This window comes from Nocardioides sp. IC4_145, assembly GCF_011250565.1.
Taxonomy (GTDB): Bacteria; Actinomycetota; Actinomycetes; order Propionibacteriales; family Nocardioidaceae; genus Nocardioides.
Genome location: NZ_JAANMS010000002.1, coordinates 22256 through 45719, shown reverse-complemented (window position 1 = coordinate 45719; position 23464 = coordinate 22256). Strand labels below are relative to the sequence as shown.

At 72.9% G+C, this 23464-nt stretch carries 21 protein-coding genes; 4 read left to right on the top strand and 17 right to left on the bottom strand.

The annotated features are described in order from the left end of the window. Positions 1–25: 25 nt before the first annotated feature. The gene (locus G6553_RS21965) at positions 26–1354 is read right to left on the bottom strand and encodes a site-specific integrase (protein WP_166188537.1); all 1329 of its coding nucleotides are present in this window, start codon (positions 1352–1354) and stop codon (positions 26–28) included. After that, positions 1347–1688 (bottom strand): hypothetical protein, encoded by a 342-nt coding sequence (locus G6553_RS01510; protein WP_166188535.1) that lies wholly within the window; start codon positions 1686–1688, stop codon positions 1347–1349. Before G6553_RS01510 ends, G6553_RS21965 begins: the two co-directional genes overlap by 8 nt. Before the next feature lie 96 nt (positions 1689–1784). On the opposite strand from G6553_RS01510, the gene G6553_RS01505 reads away from it, so the two are divergent. The 3 genes from G6553_RS01505 (at position 1785) to G6553_RS01490 (ending at position 6405) form a co-directional block, all read left to right on the top strand. Beyond that, positions 1785–1931, top strand: coding sequence for a hypothetical protein (locus tag G6553_RS01505; RefSeq protein WP_166188469.1), 147 nt, complete (start codon positions 1785–1787; stop codon positions 1929–1931). A 215-nt stretch (positions 1932–2146) separates the two neighbouring features. Next, complete coding sequence (locus tag G6553_RS01500; RefSeq protein WP_207619228.1) at positions 2147–5539, top strand: M14 family metallopeptidase; 3393 nt, start codon at positions 2147–2149, stop codon at positions 5537–5539. Between the two features lie 140 nt (positions 5540–5679). After that, positions 5680–6405, top strand: a complete 726-nt coding sequence (locus tag G6553_RS01490) for a TSUP family transporter (RefSeq protein ID WP_166188533.1) — start codon at positions 5680–5682, stop codon at positions 6403–6405. A 20-nt stretch (positions 6406–6425) separates the two neighbouring features. Here the strand turns inward: G6553_RS01490 and G6553_RS01485 are convergent, their stop codons facing one another. The 11 genes from G6553_RS01485 to G6553_RS01435 are packed head-to-tail and all read right to left on the bottom strand — an operon-like array spanning position 6426 to position 18758. Next, positions 6426–6944: a hypothetical protein gene (locus tag G6553_RS01485; protein ID WP_166188531.1), complete on the bottom strand. Its 519-nt coding sequence runs from the start codon at positions 6942–6944 to the stop codon at positions 6426–6428. Next, positions 6941–8722 carry an alpha/beta hydrolase gene (locus tag G6553_RS01480; RefSeq protein ID WP_166188529.1) on the bottom strand — a complete coding sequence of 594 codons (1782 nt, stop codon included), beginning with the start codon at positions 8720–8722 and terminating at the stop codon, positions 6941–6943. Before G6553_RS01480 ends, G6553_RS01485 begins: the two co-directional genes overlap by 4 nt. Further along, on the bottom strand, positions 8719–9027 hold the full coding sequence (locus G6553_RS01475) for a hypothetical protein (RefSeq protein WP_166188527.1): 309 nt from the start codon (positions 9025–9027) through the stop codon (positions 8719–8721). The genes G6553_RS01480 and G6553_RS01475 overlap by 4 nt, the downstream gene beginning before the upstream one ends. Further along, complete coding sequence (locus G6553_RS01470; RefSeq protein WP_166188525.1) at positions 9024–9584, bottom strand: hypothetical protein; 561 nt, start codon at positions 9582–9584, stop codon at positions 9024–9026. Before G6553_RS01470 ends, G6553_RS01475 begins: the two co-directional genes overlap by 4 nt. A 43-nt stretch (positions 9585–9627) precedes the next feature. After that, a complete protein-coding gene (locus G6553_RS01465) occupies positions 9628–10815 on the bottom strand; it encodes an acyl-CoA dehydrogenase (protein WP_166188523.1) in 1188 nt (395 codons plus the stop codon). After that, a complete protein-coding gene (locus tag G6553_RS01460; RefSeq protein ID WP_166188521.1) occupies positions 10812–12785 on the bottom strand; it encodes a biotin carboxylase N-terminal domain-containing protein in 1974 nt (657 codons plus the stop codon). The genes G6553_RS01465 and G6553_RS01460 overlap by 4 nt, the downstream gene beginning before the upstream one ends. Before the next feature lie 5 nt (positions 12786–12790). After that, positions 12791–14341, bottom strand: coding sequence for an acyl-CoA carboxylase subunit beta (locus G6553_RS01455; protein ID WP_166188815.1), 1551 nt, complete (start codon positions 14339–14341; stop codon positions 12791–12793). Between the two features lie 41 nt (positions 14342–14382). After that, positions 14383–15540 carry an acyl-CoA dehydrogenase family protein gene (locus G6553_RS01450; protein WP_347565440.1) on the bottom strand — a complete coding sequence of 386 codons (1158 nt, stop codon included), beginning with the start codon at positions 15538–15540 and terminating at the stop codon, positions 14383–14385. Then, entirely contained in the window at positions 15537–17321 is a 1785-nt protein-coding gene (locus G6553_RS01445; protein WP_166188517.1) for an acyclic terpene utilization AtuA family protein, read from the bottom strand. Before G6553_RS01445 ends, G6553_RS01450 begins: the two co-directional genes overlap by 4 nt. After that, positions 17314–18120, bottom strand: coding sequence for a TIGR03084 family metal-binding protein (locus tag G6553_RS01440; RefSeq protein ID WP_166188515.1), 807 nt, complete (start codon positions 18118–18120; stop codon positions 17314–17316). Before G6553_RS01440 ends, G6553_RS01445 begins: the two co-directional genes overlap by 8 nt. Further along, entirely contained in the window at positions 18117–18758 is a 642-nt protein-coding gene (locus tag G6553_RS01435; protein WP_347565439.1) for a TetR/AcrR family transcriptional regulator, read from the bottom strand. The genes G6553_RS01440 and G6553_RS01435 overlap by 4 nt, the downstream gene beginning before the upstream one ends. Before the next feature lie 124 nt (positions 18759–18882). Between G6553_RS01435 and G6553_RS01430 the strand changes: the two genes are divergently transcribed. Continuing rightward, positions 18883–19641: an SDR family oxidoreductase gene (locus G6553_RS01430; protein WP_166188513.1), complete on the top strand. Its 759-nt coding sequence runs from the start codon at positions 18883–18885 to the stop codon at positions 19639–19641. Positions 19642–19645: 4 nt separating this feature from the next. Here G6553_RS01430 and G6553_RS01425 read toward each other — a convergent pair whose 3' ends face one another. Genes G6553_RS01425 through G6553_RS01410 form a run of 4 tightly spaced genes read right to left on the bottom strand, consistent with a single transcriptional unit; the run spans position 19646 to position 23431 of the window. Next, complete coding sequence (locus G6553_RS01425; protein ID WP_166188511.1) at positions 19646–20314, bottom strand: histidine phosphatase family protein; 669 nt, start codon at positions 20312–20314, stop codon at positions 19646–19648. After that, complete coding sequence (locus tag G6553_RS01420) at positions 20314–21405, bottom strand: phosphotransferase family protein (RefSeq protein WP_166188509.1); 1092 nt, start codon at positions 21403–21405, stop codon at positions 20314–20316. The genes G6553_RS01425 and G6553_RS01420 overlap by 1 nt, the downstream gene beginning before the upstream one ends. Continuing rightward, positions 21402–22178 (bottom strand): SDR family NAD(P)-dependent oxidoreductase, encoded by a 777-nt coding sequence (locus tag G6553_RS01415; protein ID WP_166188507.1) that lies wholly within the window; start codon positions 22176–22178, stop codon positions 21402–21404. Before G6553_RS01415 ends, G6553_RS01420 begins: the two co-directional genes overlap by 4 nt. Beyond that, positions 22175–23431: an acyl-CoA dehydrogenase family protein gene (locus G6553_RS01410; protein ID WP_166188505.1), complete on the bottom strand. Its 1257-nt coding sequence runs from the start codon at positions 23429–23431 to the stop codon at positions 22175–22177. The genes G6553_RS01415 and G6553_RS01410 overlap by 4 nt, the downstream gene beginning before the upstream one ends. Between the last annotated feature and the right edge of the window lie 33 nt (positions 23432–23464).

The window sequence follows — 23464 nt, the reverse complement described above, 5'->3', positions numbered from 1 at the left end:
GCGGAGCCGCCGGCGGGCCGACGGGTTAGTCCAGCAACCTCGCCGTCCGCTTCTTGGCCGTGGCCGCGTCGTTGGCCAGGGGCGAACGATACATATCGTTCGTCGTTGAGTTCCGCGCGTGACCCAGCCAAACAGCTACGGACGCAAGATCGAGGTTGTAACCCTCCGGTGCGGGCGCCAGGCAGAGGCTCGCCCAGGCATGGCGCAGCCAGTGGAAGCTCCACGACCACTCGCACGCCTCAACCGCGTCGGCGACGCGGTCGCCCAGGTTCTCAACCCAAGACGTCACGCCGTCGACGGGCGGGAAGAGCCAGCCGTGTGTGACACCCTCCCGAGCTTGCGCATCCTCGACGAGGCTCGCGAGGACATGCATGTACACGTCCCAGATGATCGTTTGACGGGTCTTTCCGCCCTTGGGTCGTGTGACCGCGGGCCAAGACTCGTACCGGTCTAACTGCCAGTCCACGTCGATCAACGTCTCGTCCTCGCCGAAGTGCACGGCCTCCACGCGCAGAGCGAGCAACTCGCAGAAGCGCATGCCGGTGGCGTACGCCAGCAGCACCAAGCGCTCGCCGTACCCGGGGTAGAGCTCCTCGAGCGCCGCCGCCAGCTTGTCGACGTCCGATCGTCGCGGACAGCGCTTGAGCTCGATGTAGTCCGGCGCGTCGATGCAGCCGGCTGCCTTGAGCGCGAGGGTCCGGGCGTTCTTCACGACGGCCTGCCGCCGCTTCGGCATCCCGAACGGCTCGACGTCGTCCCAGTAGCCCCGCTCAATCCCGAAGGCGATTACGGCGTTGAGCGTGCGCCCCACCGACTTGATGGTGCCCTCCTTGGCGTCGGCGTAGTTGAGAGCGTCGAAGATCTTCGTCCAGTCGGCGATCGTCAGGGCGTCGCACGGCTTCTCCGCTATTGCGGTGGGCACCCACTTGTTCCAATTCGACCTGTACTGCTTGATCGTGCCCTTGGGGGCCCCGAGCTGCTCGCGGTGTGCCACCAAGGCGCGCATGACCTCGTGGAACTCGGCGCCACGGATGTCGCCGTCGCCCCGCAACCGGGCCAATTCTGCTCGCTTCGTGGTGGCGAACGCGGCGGCGTTCTCGGGGGTGCCGCAGCGCTTGGACTGCCGCTTCGGGCCCTCGCCGGGGATGCCGCTAGGCCACCAGAAGACACGGTTGTCCCGCATGATGTGGACCGGGTCGTTGTCGCGGCGCCGGGTCGCCTTCTTGACGATCTCCTGGGCTGCCTTCTCGCTCTTCTTGCGCGCCTTCTTCGCTGTCTTCTTGCCGGCCTTCGACGCGAGCGGGCTCGCGACCTGATCGGTGGCCGGCGCGCTGGTGAGGATGGGCTCAGACACGGGTGCGGTCCGTGTTCTTGGAGGCCGACTTCTGACCGGCGGTCTTGGTCTTCGCCTTCTTCTTGCCCTGCTTCTTCTTGCCGGGCGTCTCCGCGTCCTCGGCGGTACTGGCCTTTAGCGCGGCCCAGCCAGGGGTGGCGATGTAGGCGCAGAGGACCACGTAGTCCCAGGTCGGCTTCTTGCCGACCTTACGCGGCTGCGGGAAGGACGGGTTCTTGCGGACGTTGTCGAGGTGGCGGACCGAGATGTTGAGAGCGTCGGCGGCGAGCTCGCGGTTGAGCAGCCGGCGGCCCTTGAACTGGTGGAGGCAGTGGCACGTGTTGGTGGGTTCCATGCCTAGGACCGGTCCGGGGTGGTTCCGAGCCTGCCAATCGCTGCACGCACCCGGCTGCAGGGTGTGGCACACAGCGGAACCGGTTATGCGCCACCCGTGCGCCACCCGCGAGGCGTCTGCCCAGGTCACGACGCGTTTCGAGGTGCTCTGAACAAGATCACCCAGATCTACGAGGGCACCAACCAGGTCCAGCGGATCGTCATGGCCCGCCAGCTCCTCGCCGGGGTCCAGTCGAGCCTCTGAGCGGCGGCCCCGGCACGAGCCGGAGGAACGCAGGAGGTCGGGGCCCGGCCGGTGGGCCCGGACCGGTCTGGACCGGCGCGCCCTGGTGGGACGCGCGTGGGTCGATCCGGTAAACGACCCGTTACATCGGGACCCGGTCGGCGATTGTCAGACAACCTGGCGACCGCCGACGCACAGGTGGTCGGCGTCAGCCAAGCCGACAGAAACGAGTCCTCGTGAAGAAGCTACGCGCCCTCACCGGCGTGACCGGTCTCGCCCTGAGCGCCTCCTCGCTGGTCCTCGGCGTGAGCGCGCCGCCAGCGGTGGCCGCGCCGCCGTCCGCAGCGCCGAGCGTCGACCCCGGCCGCGGGCCGGCCACGGCCAGGTCGACGGACCCGGTCGAGCGGGCCAGGGTCGCGCGGGCGGCCGCGGCGGCGCCCGTCTCGGGGTCGCCGATCGTCATGCCGACGGCCTACCCCTACCAGCCCGAGCTGCGGATCTACCGGCCCAACGCCGACGACGCCGCCCACACCGCGGCGCTGCTCGGCCACCCGGACCTCGCGCCTCGGCTGATGGACCTGATGGCGACCAGCGACCGCATCTCGGCGCAGGTCGTGGGTCAGTCGACCGAGGGCCGCGACCTGTACCTGGTGACGCTCACGGCGCCGGAGACCGAGGCCGAGACGGCACAGCAGGCCGCGTGGAAGGACCAGATCAAGAACGACCCGGCGTCCGCGGCGACCGACGAGGAGCTCGTCGCCGGCTACAAGACCCCGGTGTGGATCAGCAACAACATCCACGGCAACGAGTGGGAGGGCACCGATGCCGCGATGCAGTACATCGAGTACCTCGCAACCGCTCCGCTCAGCGAGGTGCGCAGCATCCTCGCGAACAACCGGATCTACTTCTCCCCGTCGCTGAACCCCGACGGCCGGACCAACGCCACCCGCGCGACCGCGCTGGGGCTCGACCCGAACCGCGACATCATCACCAACACGACGCCGGAGACCCGCTCGTTCGTCCGGACCGCCCAGGCGATCCAGCCCATCTACGCCGCGGACTTCCACGGCTACACCAACGTGCTGCAGATGGAGCCCTGCGGGCCGCCGCACGGCTCGAACTACGAGTACGACCTGACGATGCCCCACAACTACGCGCTGGCGCTGAAGGTCGAGAAGGACGTCGTCGACGCCGCCATCCCGGGCAACACCTACCTGGACACCACCACCGGGCGGGTCGTCCCCGCCAACACCGGGCCGAACACCGCGCACATCAAGATCCCCTACCGCGACACCCCGGACGGCTGGGACGACTTCCCGCCGGTCTTCACCGCGCAGTACGCCGCGTTCTACGGTGCGGCCGCCGCGACGGTCGAGCTGCCGCTGACCCGCGGTGCCGCCGGTGGTCGCCAGACGCCCGCGCGTGCGGCGGTCAACACGGCGGTGGCCTACCAGACGATGCGCAGCATCGTCGACTACATGAACGTCGCGACCAACGCCCGCGACATGATCCGCAACCAGATCGAGGCGTTCCGCCGCGGCGTGGCCGGCGAGCCCAAGAAGAACCTCACCGTGGGCGACGTCGCCTCGGTGCCCGGGCCGACGCAGTGGCGCGCACTGTGGGACGTCGCGGACAACCAGGAGCCCGTGACCCTGCCCCGCGCCTACGTCATCCCCGTGGGCGACACCCAGCGGTCCTCCAGCGACGCCCACCGCCTGGTGCAGCAGCTGCTGGACCACGACATCGAGGTCGGACAGCTGGCTGCCACGACCACCGTGGGCGGGACGACCTACCCCCGCGGCTCCTACGTCGTCGACATGCACCAGCCGCTGCGCGGCCTCGCGAACGCCTTCCTGGACCTGGGTGAGGACATCTCGGCCAAGGTCCCGTCGATGTACGACATCTCGGCCTGGAGCCTGGGCTACCTCTGGGGCGCCACCGTCGACAAGGTCGGCCTCGTCACCGACGCACCCATCGGGACCGTGGTGCGGCTCTCCCGGGCCCCCGAGGCGGAGGTGCCTGCGACGACCGGCGGCTTCCTGAGCTTCGACGTAGCCGGCGTGCCGGACTACCAGGCGCTCAACGCTCTGCTGGAGGACGGCGTCAAGGTCTCGATGCTCGAGGACGGGTCGGTGGTCGTCGACGGCGCGGCCCGTTCCGCCGCGCTGGCGGCAGCACGGCGGTTCGACGTCGCGATGGAGAACGCCTCCGCCGACGACCTGGCGGCCCTGGACGACGAGGCCACCAAGCCGCTGACCGACCTCACCATCGGCTACGTCGGCACCCAGGACGACCGGCTGTCGCTCGAAGAGCTCGGCTTCGACGACCTGACGCCGCTGTCGGTGAACGCCCTCAACGCCACACCGAGCGCACTCGACCCCGTCGACGTGCTCTGGGTCGGCTCGTCGTTCAACCCGGCGGCCGGCTCGGCGGCACGCACCGCGGTCGAGACGTTCCTCGCCGGTGGCGGTGCGATGCTCGGGCGGACCAACCAGGCGTTCAACGCCGCGGCGTCCTTCGGCCTGCTCAGCGGCACCGTCACCAACGGCAACGGCTCCGGCAACGGCATCGTCGACGTCGACACGCCCGCGGGCTCCGTGCTGGAGCCCTACGCCCCGGACACCTCGTTCGTCTACCCCGCCTACTCCTTCAGCGGCCTCGGCGCGGGGACCCAGGTCGTGCAGAGCTACGACGCGACCAAGCCCTTCCTCGCCGGGCACTGGCGCGGGACCACGAGCACCAACGGTCCCGACGCCGCCGCCGGCAAGGCCTCGGTCGTCGCCTCGGAGGACCCGACGACCGGCGCGAAGGCGCTCGTCTTCGGTACCTCGGTGTTCTTCCGCACCCACCCGAAGGGAGGCCTCAGCCAGGCCGGTCGCGCGCTGCTCTGGGCCGGCCCGGCTGGCGAAGAGCTCGTCGCGCCCGAACCGACCCCGACGGACCCCACCCCCACGGACCCGGTCCCCACGGACCCGACGCCGACCGACCCGACGCCGACCGACCCGACGCCGACCGACCCGACGCCGACCGACCCGACCCCCGAGCCGGAGCCCGAGCCCGTGGCGACGAGCCTGACGGTCTCCCCGGTCGCGCCGGTCGCCTACCCGGCCTCGCCCACCGTGACGGTCACCGTCGCCACGGACGAGGGCACCGCCGAGGGCACCGTCGACCTGCTGGTGGCCGGCGAGGTGGTCGCCAGCGCTGCCACCTCCAGCGGACGGGCCACCCTGCAGGTCCCCGGCCTGCGCCCCGGGGTGACCACCGCGGTCGCGGCGTTCACCCCTGCCGACGAGACCTTCGCCGCCTCGAGCGACACCGTGCGCCTGGTGGTCCGCAAGGCCGCCTCGACCGTCCGCCTCTCGACCCTGGAGGTCGGACCGGTCAGGAACGGCAAGGCAACGGTCCGGCTGCGGCTCGTGCTGCAGGTCCCCGGCCTGGCCAGGACCGGCACGGTCGTCCTGAAGGACTTCGGCGTCCCCCGGCGCACCGTCCGCTTCACCGCCGCCGATGAGGGCCGCAAGGTCGTGAGCATCCGCCTCGCTCGGGGCAAGCACGCGCTCCTGGCGAAGCTCGCCGGCTCGAGCCTGGTCGCCGGCAGCAAGGACAAGGTGGTCCTCCGGGTCCGCTGAGGCACGAGGACCGAGGCCGAGGGCCGGCGCCCGCTGCGGGTGCCGGCCCTCGTGCCGTGCCGTTGAGCGGGACCGGACGCCCGGGCCGTCGACCCCCACCCCCAGGGTGCCTGCATGCCCGAGTCGCCGCCGGTCCCCCGATGAGCGCCGACGTCCTCCTCTGGACCGCCGTCGTCTGCCTCGTGGCCTCGGCGGCGCAGGCGGTCACCGGGTTCGGCTTCGCCCTGGTCGCCGTGCCCGCCCTCGCCGCGGTGACCGACCCGGTCCGCGCGGTCGTCGTCGCAACGCTGGTCGGGCTGGCCCTGACGACGGTCTCCGGGGCGCGCGAGCGGGCACACGTCGCGGCCGCCCCGGCGTCGCGGATGGTCCTCGGCGGGCTGCTCGGCATGCCGCTCGGGCTGGTCACGCTCCTGCACGCCGACGAGGCCACGCTCAGCCTGCTCATCTGCGCCCTCGTCTGCCTGCTCGCGACGCTGCTGGCGCTCCGGGTCCGGCTCCCGGCCGGCGCGGGCGCGCAGTGGGGGGCCGGAGCGGTCAGCGGCGCGATGCTCACCTCGACCGGGCTCAACGGCCCGCCGCTCGTCCTGCTGCTGCAGTCGACGACCCTCGGCCCCCTGCGCACGCGCGCGACCCTGCAGGTCACCTTCTGGTGCCAGGAGCTGGTCGCGGTCGGGGCGCTGCTCGCCGTGGGACGGGTCGACCTGGAGCTGTGCGTCCTGGCCGCGGCCGGCGCGCTCGCCTGCCCGGTGGGCTGGCGGGCCGGGGACGCGGTGTTCGCCCGGATCCCCGAGGCACGGTTCCGCCCGGTCGTCCTGGTCGGGCTCGTGGCCGGGGCGGTCGCCTCCGGCCTGACGGTCGCCCTCTGACCTCCCGGCGGAGCGCTGCGTCAGGACACGTCGTACGTCTCGCCGAGCAGGGCGTCCTGCTCGCGCGCGGTGTCGATGCACGGACCGACGACTCCGACCGTGACGTGTCCCGGGTAGCGGCGCGACTCGCCCACGCTGGCGCGGAGGTCGTCGCGGGTGAGCACGCCGTACGGGCGGGGCTCGGTGCCGGCGTTCTCGACCGTCCACCCCGCGGTCTTCAGCGCGTCGGTCACCTGGGCGATCATCTCGGCCGGGGACAGCTCGCCGGGCTCGCCGCCGCCGCCGGCGTCGTACTCCATCGACGGCGGCTCCGCCGTGCACACCGACCAGCCGCCGGTCAGCTTCCCGAGCCGGAGACCGACGCCGGCGACCACGTCGGCCACCTCCCGCATCGCCTCCTCCACCTGGGCGCGCGATGACTCGGTGTCCTGCGCCCCCTGCTCGGCCGAGACCTTCGGGTCACCGCAACCGGTCACGAGCACTCCCGTCGTCGTCAGGGCCAGGACCAGCGCGACCAGTCGCTCGCGGACAGCCCTCACGGCACCATCCTATTTTCCCGGGTCCGGGACTCGCCCTGGACGCCGCTGGAGGGCTCGCGGTCCCACTCGGGGTCGCGCGCGAAGTCGTACCACGGGTCGTAGCTGTGCTCGGCGACGTTCACCCGGTCCCCGTGCCCGTCGACGATGAGGCCGATGTTGTAGAGCGACTCACTGTCGTGGTGCAGGTAGGAGCTGTGCGCGTCTCCCCAGTTGCGGATGTCGGCCCGGTCGACGTCCTCGGCCTCGAACCGGGTCGCGCCGAAGTCGTCGGAGGACGGGTCCGTGCCCAGGCCGACCGGGCCCTTGCCGACCCAGCCCTCGTCGCCGAGCACCGCGACGATGTCGCGGCTGTCGCGCCCGACGTAGACGTTGTCCGCACCCACGCTGAAGTCGTCCGCGTGGTCGGCCGGGCCCGCACCCGGGCTGCCGATGAGCACGACGTCGTCGGCGGCGAGGTCGAAGTCGCCGGCGGCGTACGACGTCGTCGTCGACCCGTAGCTGTGCCCGATCGCGGTCAGGTGCGCGGGGTCGTCGGGGCGGGAGGCACGCAGGCCGTCCACCATGTCCGCGAGCCGGCGACCGCCGTCCTCCGCCCGGCCCTCGGTGGCGGTGGCGGGGTCGTAGAACGCGTCGGGCGCGTCGTACCCGAGCCAGAACAACGTCGCGACGCTCGACCCGTCGCCGTTGTAGCGCGTCGCCTCGTAGAGGTTGATCATCTGCCCGGTGTAGCTGGTGGTGTCGTCCATCGTCGTGGTGATGCCGGGGGTGAAGATCGCGACGTCGTCGGCGGTGTCGAGGTCGCCGACCCCGATCGCGACACGGCCGTCGCCGTCGAAGGCGCCGGGGTCGTAGAGGTGCAGCAGGCCACCCGGGCGCTCACCCGTGATCGGGTCCTCGAAGGCGTCGGCGTCCTCCAGCGCCTGCCGCGCCTGCTCGGCGTTGGCGAGCACCCGCTCCTCCGTCGGCGAGAGCGTGCCGTCGTCCCGCTTGGACCCGAGGGTCGCGAGGTCGTCGTCGAGGACCACCCGGTTGGCGTCGTCGCGCACGGACGCCGGGAGCCCGTCGGCCGAGCCGATGAGCTCGGGGTACGACGAGACGACCGCCTCCCGCTCGGCCTCGCTCAACCCCAGCCACCAGTCGTGCACCTGCTCGGGCGTCGCCTCGCTGCCGGGCGCGCCCCGCCTGCTCAGGGCGTCCTGGGCGGACTGCGGCACGCCGCCGTCGTCTGCGAGCGCCCGGTCCAGGGAGGTGCCGGCCTGGAACGACTGGCGCAGCAGGTCCTCGGCCTCGCGCACCCGTCGCTGCAGGTCGTCGTGGTCGGTCACGAGCTCTGCGTAGTCGTCCCGCAGCTCCGTCGCCCGCTCCCGCAGCGCCGCGACGACGTCCGGAGTCGCCTCGGTCGCCGCGTTGATGTCGGCGATGAGTGCGCTGCGCCGCGCGTCGAGCGCCTCCTTGCGGTCCACCTGCTCCTCGTAGGTGCGCAGCAGGTCCCGGAGCGTGTCGGCGTACGCCGTCACCGCCCGACCCACGCGCTCGACCGTGCGGGCCATCGCCGCGTGCTCCTCGCCCGCCTCGGCGGTCGCCTCCCGGTAGGCGTCGGCGGCGTCGCCGTACCACCCGCCGATCCACTGGATCCGCGCGGTCTCGTCGGAGAACTCCTCGTAGCGGCCCGACGCGGTGTGCAGCGCCTCGGCCAGCGTGTCGGCGCCGCCCGGGTCGCCCTCCGGCCTGACCACCTCCGCCGGCTGGGACGGCGGGACGTCGATCGTCACGGTCATCGGGCCGGCCCCAGCCGCCCGTCCAGGTCGGTGAACCGGTTGCCCGACCCCTCGTCGGTCGTGGAGTAGTCGACGGCCTGGGCGTCGATCGCGTCGGCGAAGCCGATCGCGATGGTCGAGCTCTCGTCGGCGTAGCCCGACCAGGCGGTCAGGAACGCCTCCGCGGCCGCCTGGACGCTCGGCGCCAGCGCCCCGGTGCCCTGGCCGGCGAGGTCACGGGAGGTGGAGGTCATCAGCTCGGCCAGCACGCGCCAGTTGCCGCTGCCGTAGGAGAGCCCGGAGTACTCCGCACCGAACGTGCTCACGCCTGCTCCTCGAGGTCGGGGGGCCGGGCGTCCGCGGACCGGAGCCGCAGGACGAGGCGGGCCGCGGCCGGGTCGTGCACCAGCTGGAGCTCCTCGCGCGCCAGGCCCTCGCCGCGGCCGGCGAGCGCCCGGGGCATGCCGTCCGGCGGCGTGAGGACGTGCCAGCCGTCGCGGACCAGCGCGTCCTCGGCCCGGCCGACCACGGCGACCCCCGCGGTCGGGTCGACCCCGGCCAGCCGCACGGTCGTCTCGACCCGAACGGTGCCGCGGGCGCGCCCGGCGGTACGCCGTGTGGCGACCTCGTCGGGATCCTCGTCGACCAGCACAGTCCAGAGGTCCACCGCGACCGACTCGACCCGCGCGGCCTCGTTGGCCGGGTCCACCTCGTGCAGCACCCCCACCTCGTCGGCGGTCGGCCTGGCAGCCGCCGTGGCCGGCAGGACGACGACGTCGAGGTCGGGGTGCCGCCGGCGCACCACGGACCAGAACGGGTCCGCCGCCACGCGCGCGACCGCCTCCTCACCGGTGGAGAACGGGCGTCCGGTCGGCTCGAGCATGGTCGTGGCCTACCCGTCCCGGGCCGGGGCCACACCAACCGCCTCAGTAGGACTTGGGCAGGCCCAGGGAGTGCATGGCGACGAAGTTGAGGATCATCTCGCGGCTGACGGGGGCGATCCGGCCGAGGCGGGCGGCGACGAGCATGTTGGCGAGGCCGAGCTCGCGGGTGAGGCCGGAGCCGCCGTGGGTGTGGACCGCGACGTCGGTGGCGTTGCAGGCGACCTCGCCGGCGGCGTACTTGGCCATGTTGGCGTACTCGCCCGCCCCCATGTCGTCGCCGGCGTCGTAGAGCGCGGCGGCCTTCTGCTGGAGCAGGCGGGACTGCTCGAGCTCGATCTTGACCTTGGCCAGCGGGTGGGCGATGCCCTGGTGGGTGCCGATGGGGGCCTTCCAGACCGTGCGGGTCCTGGCGTACTCGACCGCCTTGGCGAGCGCGAAGCGCGACATGCCGTTGGAGTACGCCGCGCCCATGATCCGCTCGGGGTTGAGCCCGGCGAACAGCTGCAGCAGGCCGGCGTCCTCGTCGCCGACGAGCGCGTCGGCGGGGAGCCGCACGTCGTCGAAGAACAGCGTCCACTGCTTCTCGGGGGCGTCGAACGTCATCTCGAGGGGCTGCTTCTCCAGCCCCGGCGCGTCGGTCGGGACGACGAACAGGCAGGGCTTGAGCTTGCCGGTCCTGGCGTCGGCGGCCCGGCTGACCACGAGGATGCCCTGCGCCTCGTCGACGCCGGAGATCCAGGTCTTCTGGCCCTTGAGCACCCAGCCGTCGCCGTCCTTGGTGGCGGTGGTGGTGATGTTGTGGGAGTTGGAGCCGGCGTCGGCCTCGGTGATCGCGAACGCCATCGTGTAGTCGCCGGAGGCGATGGCGGGCAGCCAGCGCTTCTTCTGCTCGTCGGTGCCGAAGCGACCGATGACCGAGCCGCAGATCGCCTGCGAGACGACCATCATCAGCATCGGGGCGCCGGCGGCCGCGGCCTCCTCGAGCACGGCGGCCAGGTCGCCGATGCCGCCGCCCCCGCCGCCGTGCTCCTCGGCGATGTTGACGCCGAGGAAGCCGTGCCTGCCCATGTCCTCCCAGAGCTCGGTGGTCTTGCCGCCGGTGCGGGCCTTCTCGGCGACGTACTCGTGGCCGTACTTCGAGGCGAGCGCGAAGACCGCCTTGCGCAGCTCCTGGCGCTCCTCGGACTCGGTGAACGCGGTGCTGGCGGTGGTGGCGGTGGTCCCGGTCATGACTGCTCCTCCTCGACGACGGCGAGCACCTCGCCGGCTGCGACCTGCTGCCCGGTGGTGACCGGGAGCTCGGTGACCGTGCCGGCGGTCGGCGCCGCCACGGTGTGCTGCATCTTCATGGCCTCCAGGACGAGCACCGGCTGACCGGCCCCGACCTGCTGCCCGTGCTCGACCATGACCCGGACGACGGTGCCGGGCATCGGCGCGAGCAGGCTGCCGCTGGCGACCTGGTCGGCCGGGTCGACGAACCGCGGCACCCGCGTCAGCCGCACGTGCCCGCGCGGCGAGTCGACGTCGACGGCCTCGGCGCCGTGCGGGCCGCTGACCACGACGTCGTACGCCGTTCGCACGCCGTCCCGCTCGAGGGTGACCTCCGCCGGGCCGGCGGCGACCACGGCGTACCCGTCCACGACGTACCCGTCGCGGGTGCCCAGCCACTCGACCGTCGTGACCTCGCCGTCGCGGTCGGCCAGCTCGGTGCGCTGCGGCTGGCTGACGACGTTGCGCCAGCCGACCGGGATGCCTCGCTGGACGGTCCTGGCCGCGCCGGCCCGCGCGGCGAGCGCAAGGGCTGCCGCCACCGCCGCGGAGGTCGTGTGCCCGGGAACGCGTCGCGGCGCGTCCGCAGGCACACGACCGAGGAAGGCGGTGCTGAGGTCGCCGGCGAGGAACTCCGGCGAGCGGAGCACCTCGACCAGCAGGTCGCGGTTGGTCACCGGGCCGTGGATGCGGGCACGGGAGAGCACGCCGGCGAGCTTGCGGGCTGCCTGGTCGCGGGTCGGGGCGTGGGCCACCACCTTGGCGAGCATCGCGTCGTAGTGGGTAGACACCTCCGAGCCGGACTCGAAGCCCGCGTCGACGCGGATGCCCGGCGCCGCCGGGACCTCGAACGTCGTCAGCACGCCGCTCTGCGGCTGGTAGCCCGCCGCCGGGTCCTCCGCGTAAAGGCGGACCTCGATCGCGTGACCCTCCGCTGGTCGAGGAGGTTGCGCAGCAACTGTCTCGAGACCGGCGGGTCTCGAGACAGGCGCCAGCGCGCCTTCCTCGACCAGCCGGGAGTCGCGCTCGGCCGAGCGCAGCTGCAGCGCGACCAGGTCGACGCCGTGGACCAGCTCGGTGACGGGGTGCTCGACCTGGAGCCGGGTGTTCATCTCCAGGAACCAGAACCGCTCGGTCGCCGGGTCGTAGAGGAACTCCACCGTGCCGGCGCCGCGGTAGTCGATGGCCTCGGCTGCCCTGCGGGCCGCCTCGTGCATCGCGGCCCGGACCTCGTCGGGGATCCCCGGTGCCGGCGACTCCTCGACGACCTTCTGGTGGCGGCGCTGGACCGAGCAGTCGCGGTCGCCGTGGACGACGGCGTCGACCAGCTGCACCTCGACGTGGCGACCGCGCTCGACGTAGGGCTCGACGAAGACGGTGCCGTCGCCGAACGCCGACGCCGCCTCCTCCCCGGCCCGGTCGACCTCCGTCTCGAGGTCGGCGAGCGAGCGGACGACGCGCATGCCGCGGCCTCCGCCGCCGGCGGACGCCTTGACCAGCAGCGGGAGGTCGGCCTCGGTCGGCTGCTCGGGCGCCTCGAGGACGGGTACGCCGGCCTCCCGCATGATCGCCTTGGCGCCGATCTTGGAGCCCATCGCCTCGATCGACTCCGGGCTGGGCCCGACCCAGACCAGGCCGGCGTCGACGACGGCGCGGGCGAAGTCGGCGTTCTCCGACAGGAAGCCGTAGCCGGGGTGGACCGCGTCCGCGCCCGCGCGGCGGGCCGCGTCGAGGAGCAGGTCGATCCGCAGGTAGGTCTCGGCCGGGGTGGCCCCGGGCAGGCGGACCGCGGAGTCGGCCTCCCGGACGTAGGGCAGGTGCGCGTCGGGGTCGGAGTGGACCGCGACCGTCTCGATGCCGAGGTCGCGGCAGGTCCGGAAGACCCGGCTCGCGATCTCGGCGCGGTTGGCGACGAGCAGTCTGGTGATCATCCGGTTCACATCCTGAAGACGCCGAAGCGGTCGGTGCCGACGATCGGCTTGTTCTCGATGACGGACAGGCAGATGCCGAGCACGGTGCGGGTGTCGCGGGGGTCGATCACCCCGTCGTCGTAGACCATCCCGGACAGGAAGAACGGCAGGCTCTGCTCCTCGATCGAGGCCTCGACGAACTCGCGCATCGCGGCGTCGCCGGCCTCGTCGTAGTCCCGGCCCTTCGCCTCGGCCGCGGCCCGCGCGACGATGCTCATCACGCCGGCGAGCTGGGCGGGGCCCATGACAGCGGACTTCGCGGACGGCCAGGTGAAGAGGAAGCGCGGGTCGAAGGCGCGGCCGTTCATGCCGTAGTTGCCGGCGCCGTACGACGCACCCATCACCACGCTCAGGTGCGGCACGGTGGAGTTGGAGATGGCGTTGATCATCATCGCGCCGTGCTTGATGATCCCGCCCTGCTCGTACTCCTGGCCGACCATGTAGCCGGTCGTGTTGTGGAGGAACAGCAGCGGCGTGTCGGTCTGGTTGGCGAGCTGGACGAACTGGGTCGCCTTCTGCGCCTCCTCGGAGAACAGCACGCCCTGAGCGTTGGCCAGGATGCCGACCGGGCGGCCGTGGATGCGCGCCCAGCCGGTCACCAGCGAGGTGCCGTAGAGCGGCTTGAACTCGTCGAACGCCACGCCGTTGGTCGCGCTCACCCCGTCGACGAGGCGGGCGACCACCTCGCGGGGGTCGAACGGCTCCTTGAGGTCGGTGGGGATGAGGTCCAGCAGGCCGTCGGGGTCGGCGTCCGGCTCGGCGTACCCGGCCCCGCCGGCGGAGGCCTTGCGCCAGTTGAGCCGCGCGACGATGCGTCGCCCGATCCGGATGGCGTCGCGCTCGTCCTCGGCGAGGTAGTCGGCGAGGCCGGAGGTGCGGGCGTGCATCTCGGCGCCGCCCAGCGACTCGTCGTCGGCCTCCTCGCCGGTGGCCATCTTCACCAGCGGCGGGCCGCCGAGGAACACCTTGGCCTGCTCGCGGACCATCACGGTGTAGTCCGACATGCCGGGGACGTAGGCGCCGCCGGCGGTGGAGTTGCCGAAGACCAGCGCGATCGTTGGTTCCTTGCGGGCGCTGGCGCGGGTGAGGTCGCGGAAGAGCCGCCCGCCCGGGATGAAGATCTCCTTCTGCGTGGGCAGGTCCGCGCCGCCGGACTCGACCAGGGAGATCGTGGGCAGCCCGTTCTCCTCCGCGACCTGGTTGGCGCGGAAGATCTTCCTCAGCGTCCACGGGTTCGAGGCGCCGCCCTTGACCGAGGGGTCGTTGGCAGTGATCAGGCACTCCACGCCCTCGACGACGCCGATCCCGGTGACGACGCTCGCCCCGACGGTGAAGTCCGAGCCCCAGCCCGCGAGCGGCGAGAGCTCCAGGAACGCCGACCCCTCGTCGACGAGCAGCTCGATCCGCTCGCGCGGCATCAGCTTCCCGCGGGCGTGGTGGCGCTCGACGTACCGCTCCCCGCCGCCCGCGACCGCCTTCGCGTGCTCGGCGTCGAGCTCGGCGATCTTGGCGAGCATCGCCTCCCGGTGGGCGCTCACGACTGTCACCTCGTGCCCGCTCACGAGGTGTAGCCCAGGAGCTTCGCGGCGAGGTCGGTGAGCACCTCCGTCGCGCCGCCGCCGATGGGCAGCAGGCGGGCGTCGCGGTAGTGCATCTCGACCTCGGTGCCGTTCATGTAGCCGGCGCCGCCGAAGAGCTGGACGGCCTCGTGGCAGACGGAGGTCGCGGTCTCGCAGGCGGTCTGCTTGGCCAGGCACGCCTCCGCGATGACGGACTCGCCGGCTACGTGGCGGCGGGCCACCTCGTGGGTGTAGGCGCGAGCCACCTCGACCTGGCGATGCATCTCGACCAGCTTGTGCCGCACGACCTGGCGCTTGACGAGCGGCTCGCCGAAGGTCTCGCGCTGCTGGCAGTACTCCTTGGCCAGCGCCAGCGACCGCGCGGCGATGCCGTAGGCGTGGACGGCGAGGGCCATCCGCTCGACGACGAACTGCTCGGCGATGTACCAGAAGCCGGCGTTCTCCTCGCCGACCAGGTTGCCCACCGGCACCCGCACGTCGACGTACGACAGCTCGGCGGTGTCCGAGCAGTGCCAGCCCATCTTCTCCAGCTTGCGGTCCACGTTGAAGCCGGGCGTGTCGGTGTCGATGACCAGCAGGCTGACTCCTGCGGCGCCGGGGCCGCCGGTGCGGACCGCGGTGGTGACGAAGTCCGCGCGGGTGCCGCTGGTGATGAAGGTCTTGGAGCCGTTGACGACGTAGTGGTCGCCGTCACGGACCGCGGTGGTGCGCAGGTTGCCGACGTCCGAGCCGCCGCCGGGCTCGGTGATGCCGAGGGCGCCGATCCTCTCGCCGGCCAGCGTCGGGCGGACGTAGCGGTCGACGAGGTCCGGCGAACCGTGCGCCGAGGTGTGCGGCAGCGCGATGCCGTGCGTGAACAGCGCGGAGAGCAGGCCGCTCGAGGCGCCGGCGGAGAGCATGCCCTCCTGGAGCGCGATCGTGTCGAGCAGGTCGCCGCCCTCGCCGCCCTGCTCCTCGGGGAAGCTGATGCCGAGCAGCCCCTGCTCGGCCGCACTCACGTGCAGCTCGCGCGGGACCTCGCGCGCGGCCTCCCACGCCGGGAGGTGGGGCGCGACCTCGCGGCGGGTGAACTCCGCACCCAGCTCGGTCAGCGCCTGCCGGTGGTCGGTCTGCTCGGTCTGGACGGTCTGGCTCACAAGAGTCCTTCCTGGACGTGCACGACGCGCGAGCGGACCCACTCGCCGAGCCCCTTGGCCTGCGGGTCGAAGCGGGTCGACGCGGCGACCCCCCGCCCGAGCAGGCCCTTGACGACGACGTTGACCGCGCCGAGGTTGGGCAGCAGGTAGACCTGGACCGCGTCGGGCGGCAGGTCGGCGGCCTCGGGCACCAGCTCGCGGATCTTCCGCGGCGTGATCAGCTTCGAGAGCCAGGTGGTGCGCGCCTCGTCCAGCTCGGCGTCGCCGGTCCGGCCGACCCACAGGCCGATGTTGGCGTCGCCGCCCTTGTCGCCCGAGCGGGCGTGGACGAAGCTGCCGAGCGGCGCGCGGCGGGTCAGGGAGTCCAGCGGCGCCGGGTACGGCGAGGGTCGCCGGCCGGTGTCGCCCGCCTCCTCGGCCGCGGCCGGAGCAGCCGTCGGCGGGTCGGGCACGACCTCGCGCCGGCCGTCGGCGTGGACGACCGTGTGGGAGACGGCCGAGCGGTCGACGTGCTCCGGCCGGTAGACGCCGTACGGCGTGGGCGCGGCGGGCGGGCCGGTCATGGTGAAGCCGGGGTACGACGCCAGCGCGAGCTCGACCGCGGGGCCGGTGAACGCCTTGCCGACCGGGCCGGCCTCGGGGTCCATGACGGTGACCCGCAGCAGGGCGGACGCGCCCTCCTCGGTGTCGGCGTCGGCGGGCGGCAGCGCCGTGCGGGTCCAGGTGACCGACTCCGCGGTGAGCGCCGGGGCGAGCTGCTCGCGCAGCCAGTCGGCCTTGGCGTCGATGTCGAGGCCGGTGAGCACGAACTCCGCGGTGTTGCGGAAACCGCCGAGCTCGTTGACGCAGACCTTGAGCCGCTCGGGCGGGGCCTCGCCGCGGACGCCGGCGATCGCGACGCGGTCCGCGCCGACCTGCTCGAGGCGGACGGTGTCGAGGTGGGTGGTGACGTCGGGGCCGAGGTAGCGGGTCGACTGGATCTCGTAGACCAGCTGGGCGGTGACGGTGTCGACCGTGACCGCTCCGCCGGTGCCGGGGTGCTTGGTGATGACGCTGGAGCCGTCCGCGGCGACCTCCGCCAGCGGGAAGCCGAGCGGCTTCGTCGGGTCCATCCGGCCGCTGCTGATGAGCTCGCGGAAGCCGGAGAAGTTGCCGCCGGTCGCCTGGGTGCCGCACTCGAGCACGTGGCCGGCGACGACGGCGCCGGCCAGCTCGTCGTACGACTCCGGCGTCCAGCCGTGGTGCGCCGCCGCCGGGCCGACGACCAGGCTGGCGTCGGTGACCCGGCCGGTGACGACGACGTCCGCGCCCGCGGTCAGGGCGGCGGCGATGCCGAAGCCGCCGAGGTAGGCGTTGGCGGTGAGCGCGCCCCCCAGGCCGAGCTCGTCGGCGCGCGGGCGCAGGTCGTCGCCCTCGACGTGGGCGACCGCGACGTCGAGGCCGAGGCCGCGGGCGACCTCGCGGACCTTGTCGGCCAGGCCTGCGGGGTTGAGGCCGCCGGCGTTGCTGACGATGCGGGTGCCGCGCTCGAGCGCGAGGCCGAGGCAGTCCTCGAGCTGGCGGACGAAGGTGCGGGCGTAGCCGAGGTCCGGGTCCTTCATCGCGTCCTTGCCGAGGATCAGCATGGTCAGCTCGGCGAGGTAGTCGCCGGTGAGCACGTCGAGCGGCTGGCCGCTGCCCCCTGGGCCGCCCTCGAGCATCTCGCGCATGGCAGAGAGGCGGTCGCCGTAGAAGCCGGAGCAGTTGCCGATGCGGATCGGGTCGGTCGTCGGGTCAGCCACGGGGCTGCCTCCCCTCTCCCGGAGGGCCGGCGAAGCACTGGGCCACGTCCAGCCAACGGTCGGCGTCGGACCCGACGGCGACGAGGTCGGTGTCGTCACGGTGGACGCGCTGGGTGACGAGGCGGGCCAGGTCGAGGGCCGATCCGGTGACCGACTGGGCGGCGTCCTCGGGACCGAACGTCCAGGTCTCACCGCTCGGGGCGGTCAGCTGGACGCGGAGCTCGTCGGCCGGCGGCGTCAGGCCGCGGGTGGCGAAGGCGAAGTCGCGGGTGCGGACGCCGAGGAACACGACGTGCCGGACGCGATCGGTGACCTGCGGCTCCCGGCCGAGCGCCTCGTGGACGTCGAGCGAGTGCGCCCAGGTCTCCATGAAGCGTGCGGTCGCCATCGAGGAAGCGGACATGGGCGGGCCGAACCACGGCATCTTCGTGCCGGCCGGCACCTCGCGCAGGGTGCGGGAGAGGTCGTCGCGCGCGGTGCCCCAGCGTGCCAGCAACGCCGGCGGCGCCAGGGCGGCGATCTCGTGGGCGCCGGCGTCGACGAAGCCCTCGGGGTCGGCCGCGGCCCCGGTCACCAGCGCGTCCCACGCCTGCTGGGCGTCGGCGTCGCCGGCCGCCGAGCGCGCGGAGAGGGTGGCCACCTCGTCGGTCCACACCAGGTGGGCGACCTGGGTCGCGACGCTCCACCCGGGCGCCGGGGTGGGCGTGGCCCAGTCGTCGGTGTCGAGGCCGGAGACGACCGCGTGCAGCAGGTCGCCCTCGGTGCGGAGGTCGGCGAGGAGGTCCTCGAGCAGGCTCATGCGTGGTCCTTCCCGGAGGTGCTGGGGTCCGTGGCGAGGGCCGCGTCGAGCGTGTCGGCCCACTGGTCGAGGATGCGGCGGCGCCGGCGGGCGTCGTCGGTGATCGTGTCGGCGAGCCCGAGGCCGCGCACCAGGTCGAGGGTCGCCTGCACCAGCTCGCGCACGCCCGGCCGCGACTCGTCGGCGCCGAGCAGCTCGACGGTCATCCGGTGCGTCTCCCGGCCGATCCGCTGCTCCAGCGGCGCGACGGCCTCCATCAGCGCCTCGTCGGTGCGGGCCGCGACCCACAGCTCGAGCGCGGCCGCGAAGAGCGGCGAGGCGAAGTGGTCGCCGAGCATGCGCAGGACCGCGCGGGTACGTCGCCGGCCGGTGGGCAGCGCCGCGGCCGCCGCGGCGAGCTCGTCACGGCGTACGTCGGAGAGGTGCTCGACCGCGGCGACGACCAGCGCGTTCTTCGTCGGGAAGTGGTGCAGCTGCGCCCCGCGGCTGACGCCGGCCCGCTCGGAGACGAGCGTCGTCGACGTACCGCTGAAGCCGCGCTCCACCAGGCACTCCACCGTCGCCTCGAGCAGCCGGGCCCGCATGGCGCGGGTCCGGTCCTCCTGGCGCACGCGGGTCGCGCCGGCGGGGGTCGTCACGGCGTCAGCATGACCCCGCGCCACACAAACAGTCAAGCCTGACTGTTTGTTTTGTCCCGTGAGCCGCCGACGTGGCACGCCCGCAGGGTCGAGGTGGCACGCCCACAGGGCAGACTCTGGCGCCATGACGACGACTCTCATCACCGGCGCGTCCAGCGGTCTCGGGGCCGAGATGGCCCGCCAGCTCGCGGCGCGCGGCAACGACCTCGCGCTCTGCGCCCGCCGCGAGGAGCGGCTCATCGAGCTCAAGGCCGAGATCCTCGCCGCCCACCCCGAGCGTCGGGTCGAGACGCGCACCCTCGACGTGGTCGACGAGGACGCCGTGTTCGAGACCTTCCGCGCCTTCCGCCGCGACCTCGGGTCGCTCGACCGCGTGGTCGTCAACGCCGGCCTCGGCAAGGGCGCCCCGCTCGGCACCGGCGGCCAGGCGGCCAACCGCGAGACGGCGGTGACGAACTTCGTCGGCGCGCTGACCCAGACCGAGGCCGCGATGGAGGCCTTCCGCGACCAGCAGGCCGGCCACCTGGTGATGGTCTCCTCGATGTCGGCGATGCGGGGCATGCCCAAGACGATGACGACGTACGCCGCCACCAAGATCGGCGCGGCCTACCTGGCCGAGGGCATCCGCAACGAGCTGCACGGCAAGCCGCTCGGGAAGACGGTCAAGGTGACCGTGCTCTACCCCGGCTACATCGCCTCGGAGATGAACGAGAAGGTCGCCCAGAAGACCAAGATGATGGTCCCCACCGACGTCGGCGTCCGCGCGATGGTCGAGGCGATCGAGAAGCAGGTCGACTCCGCCTGCGTCCCGCGCCTGCCGTGGGCGCCCCTCTCGGTCGTCATGAAGCACGCGCCGCTCGGGGTGTTCAAGAAGCTCATGTGACCGCTCAGCGGTAGGTGAGCGTCTCCCCCGCGAGGTGGGCGTGCTCGTTGAAGGTGAGCAGGCGGGGGCCGGTCGAGCCGACGACGACACGGGAGTACGACGAGTTCACGACGACCGTGTTGAAGCGGCGCCACAGCCGGGCGGTCGTGGTTGCGTCGCCCTCGGGGTCGACGAGCGCCGCGGCGGCGACCGCGATCGGACCGCCGGAGGTGACGACCACGGCCGTCCCGCCGGGGCCGGCCTGCGCGCACGCCCGCTCGAGCGCCGCGCGGACGCGAGCGACGAAGCCCGACCACGGCTCGGGGTACGCCGCGTCGTCGGCGCCGGAGGCCCAGCGTGCGGTGGCCTCCTCGAAGGCGCGCTGGAACGCCCGGCGGTCGTCGGTCGCCGCCACCAGGTCGGGATGGGCCGCGACGACGCCGAGGTGGTCGAACTCGTCCCAGCCGGGGTCGATCTCGACCGACGTGGACCAGCCGCCGCCCTCGAGCATGCCCTCGGCGGTCTCCCGGTGCCGGCGCATGTCGCCGCGGACCACCACGTCGGGGGTGACGCCGTGGCCGGCGAGGTGCTTGCCGAGCAGGCGCGCCTGCTCGTGGCCGGTCTCCGACAGCACGTCGTAGTCGTCGGACCCGAAGGACGCCTGGCCGTGCCGGACGAGCAGCAGGACGCCCATCAGGCGGGGGTGCCCGAGCCGTGCTCGGCGATCAGCCGGCGGCAGCGCGCCTCGAGGTAGGCCACCACCTGGCCCAGCACCGCGTGCGACTCGTTGGTGGTCTGCTTGTGGACGTAGCGGTACCAGATCTGCTGCGCGATGACCGCGAGCCGGAACAGCCCGAAGACCTCGTAGAACAGCCGCTGCTCGGCGGTGATCTCGAAGCCCATCCGCGCGCAGTACCGCTCGACCAGCTGGTCGCGGGTCCACATGCCGGGGGCGTTCGTCGGCTGGCGACGGAACAGCTGGAACAGCTCGTCGTCGGCCGCCTCGACCCAGTAGGCCAGCGTCGAGGAGAGGTCCATGAGCGGGTCGCCCACGGTGGCCATCTCCCAGTCGAGTACCGCGCGCACCGCGAGCTGCCGCTCGTCGTCGTCGAGCACGAGGTTGTCGAAGCGGAAGTCGTTGTGGATCAGCACCTGCGCCACGTCCGCGGGCTGGTGCTCCTCGATCCACGCCACCACGTCGGACCAGTCGCCGGTGTCGTCGGTGCGCGCGTCGGCCATGCGGCCGACCCACCCGCGCACCTGCCGGCCGACGTACCCCTCGCCGCGGCCGAGCGCCGCCAGCTCCGGCACGGCCGACACGTCGACGGAGTGCAGCGCGACGAGCACGTCGAGCGCCCGCTCGCACAGCGCGTCGGCCTCCTCGGCACTCACCTCGCGGGGGAACTCCGAGCGGAGGATCAGCCCCGGCACCTTCTCCATGACGTAGAACTCCGAGCCGATCACCGCCTCGTCGGTGCAGTGGCCGACCATCCCGGCGACGTACGGGAAGACCGGCGCGAGCGCGGACTGGATGCGGAACTCGCGGCCCATGTCGTGCGCACCGGCTGCCTTCTTGCCGGCCGGCGGGCGGCGCAGGATCAGCTCGCGGTCGCCGGCGACGAAGAGGTACGTCAGGTTCGACGCGCCGCCGCTGAACTGGCGGACCTCGTCGATCGGGCCCACGCCCGCGCCCTGCTCGTCGAGCCAGGCGCTCACGGCCGCCGCGTCGAAGGCGTCCTCCTCGCGGACCGGCTTGGCGGGGTTGCCGCTGTCGGTGGCGCTCATGCCTGGCCTCCCGTCTGCCCCATCCGGTCGAGCTTGGCCGCCTGCGCATGCATGACCGCGTCGTACGTCGCGCGATCGCCCACCTTGAGGGCATAGGCGTCCCGGGCCGCCTGGTCCGGCAGGATCACCTCGTCACCGCGCTCGATCCCCTCGAGGACCGCCGCGGCGACCTCCTCCGCGCTCGTCGGCGACTCGTCGACCAGCTTGCTCATCACCGCGCCGAGCGTGGTGTCGCTGCCGCGCAGGGAGCTCATCAGGTTGGTGCGGAAGTACGACGGGCAGACCACGTGCGCGGTCACGCCGTACGACGCCAGCTCGTGGCCGGTGGTCTCGGTGAGGGCGACGACGGCTGCCTTGACCGCGTTGTACGACGCCATCCCGCCCGGGTGCACCAGGCCGGCGAGCGACGCGACGTTGACGATCCGACCGGCGCCTTGCCGCTTGAGCATCGGGACGAACGCCCGCGTGCCGCGGACCGCGCCGAACAGGTTGATCTCGGTGATCCACTGCCACTCGTCGAGGGTGGCGACGTCGAGCCTCCCGCCGCCGGCGACGCCGGCGTTGTTGACCAGCACGTCGAGGCCGCCCCACGTCCGCTCGACGTGGTCGACCGCGGCCGCCCAGTCCTCGTCCTTGGTGATGTCGAGCCGGAGGTCGGCCCCCTCTGCCAGGTCGGTCGCGAGGACCTCGTCACCGCGGGCCCGGAACGCCTCGGTGAGCGCCCTGCCGAGGCCGGAGGCGGCACCCGTGACCAGTACGCGCGCGCCGGTCATCGCTTGGCGCCGTACTTGCCGAGCTCGAGGCGCGCGACGACGCCGCGGTGCACCTCGTCGGGCCCGTCGGCCAGCCGCAGCGCGCGGGCGCCGGTCCAGGCGGCGGCGAGCGGGAAGTCGCTGGACAGGCCGCCACCGCCGTGGATCTGCATGGCCATGTCGATGACCTGCTGGGCCATGTTCGGGACGGCCACCTTGATCTGGGAGACCTCGGACAGCGCGTTGATCGGACCGCCCACGTCGAGCTTCCAGGCGGTGTTGAGCACGAGCAGGCGGGCGGAGTCGATGGCGATGCGCGCGTCGGCGATCCGCTCCCGGTTGCCACCGAGGTTGATGATCGGCTTGCCGAACGCCGTGCGCTCCAGGCCGCGCTTGCAGGCCAGCTCGAGGGCGAGCTCCGCGAGGCCGATGAGCCGCATGCAGTGGTGGACGCGACCGGGGCCGAGGCGGCCCTGAGCGATCGCGAAGGCCTCGCCGGGCCCGCTGATGACGTTGGAGACCGGCACCCGCACGTCGCTGAAGGACACCTCGCCGTGGCCGAGCGGCTCGTCGTGGATGCCCATCGTGTCAAGCAGCCGCTCGATCCTCACGCCGGGGGTGTCGCGCGGGACAAGGACCATCGAGTGCCGGCGGTGCCGGTCGGCGTCGGGGTCGGTGAGCCCCATGAAGACGAAGATCTTGCAGTCCGGGTGGCCCACGCCGGTCGACCACCACTTGCGGCCGTTGATGACGACCTCGTCGCCGTCGACGACCGCGGTCGCCTCCATGTTCGTGGCGTCCGAGGAGGCGACGAACGGCTCGGTCATCGTGAACGCCGAGCGGATCCTGCCGTCGAGGAGCGGCTCGAGCCAGTCCTTGCGCTGCTGCTCGCTGCCGTAGCGCAGCAGCACCTCCATGTTGCCGGTGTCGGGCGCGTTGCAGTTCATCACCAGCGGCGCGATCGCCGACCGGCCGGTCAGCTCGGCGATCGGCGCGTAGTCGACGTTCGTCAGCCCCTCGCCGCCGTCGGTGCCGAACCGCGCGGCGTACTCGCCGGCGTGCTCCTTGGGCAGGAAGAGGTTCCACAGGCCGCGCTCGCGGGCCTTGGCCTTGAGGTCCTCCAGCACCGGGAGCGGGGTCCAGGACTCCCCGCGGGCCCGGGCGGCGGCGAGGTCGGCGTGGTACTGCGGCTCGACCGGCTCCACCTCCTCGGCCAGGAAGGCGCGGACGCGCTCGGTCAGGTCGGCGGCCCGGGGGGACGGCGAGAAGTCCATGCCGCGCACCCTAACCAGCGACGGGTGGGACAC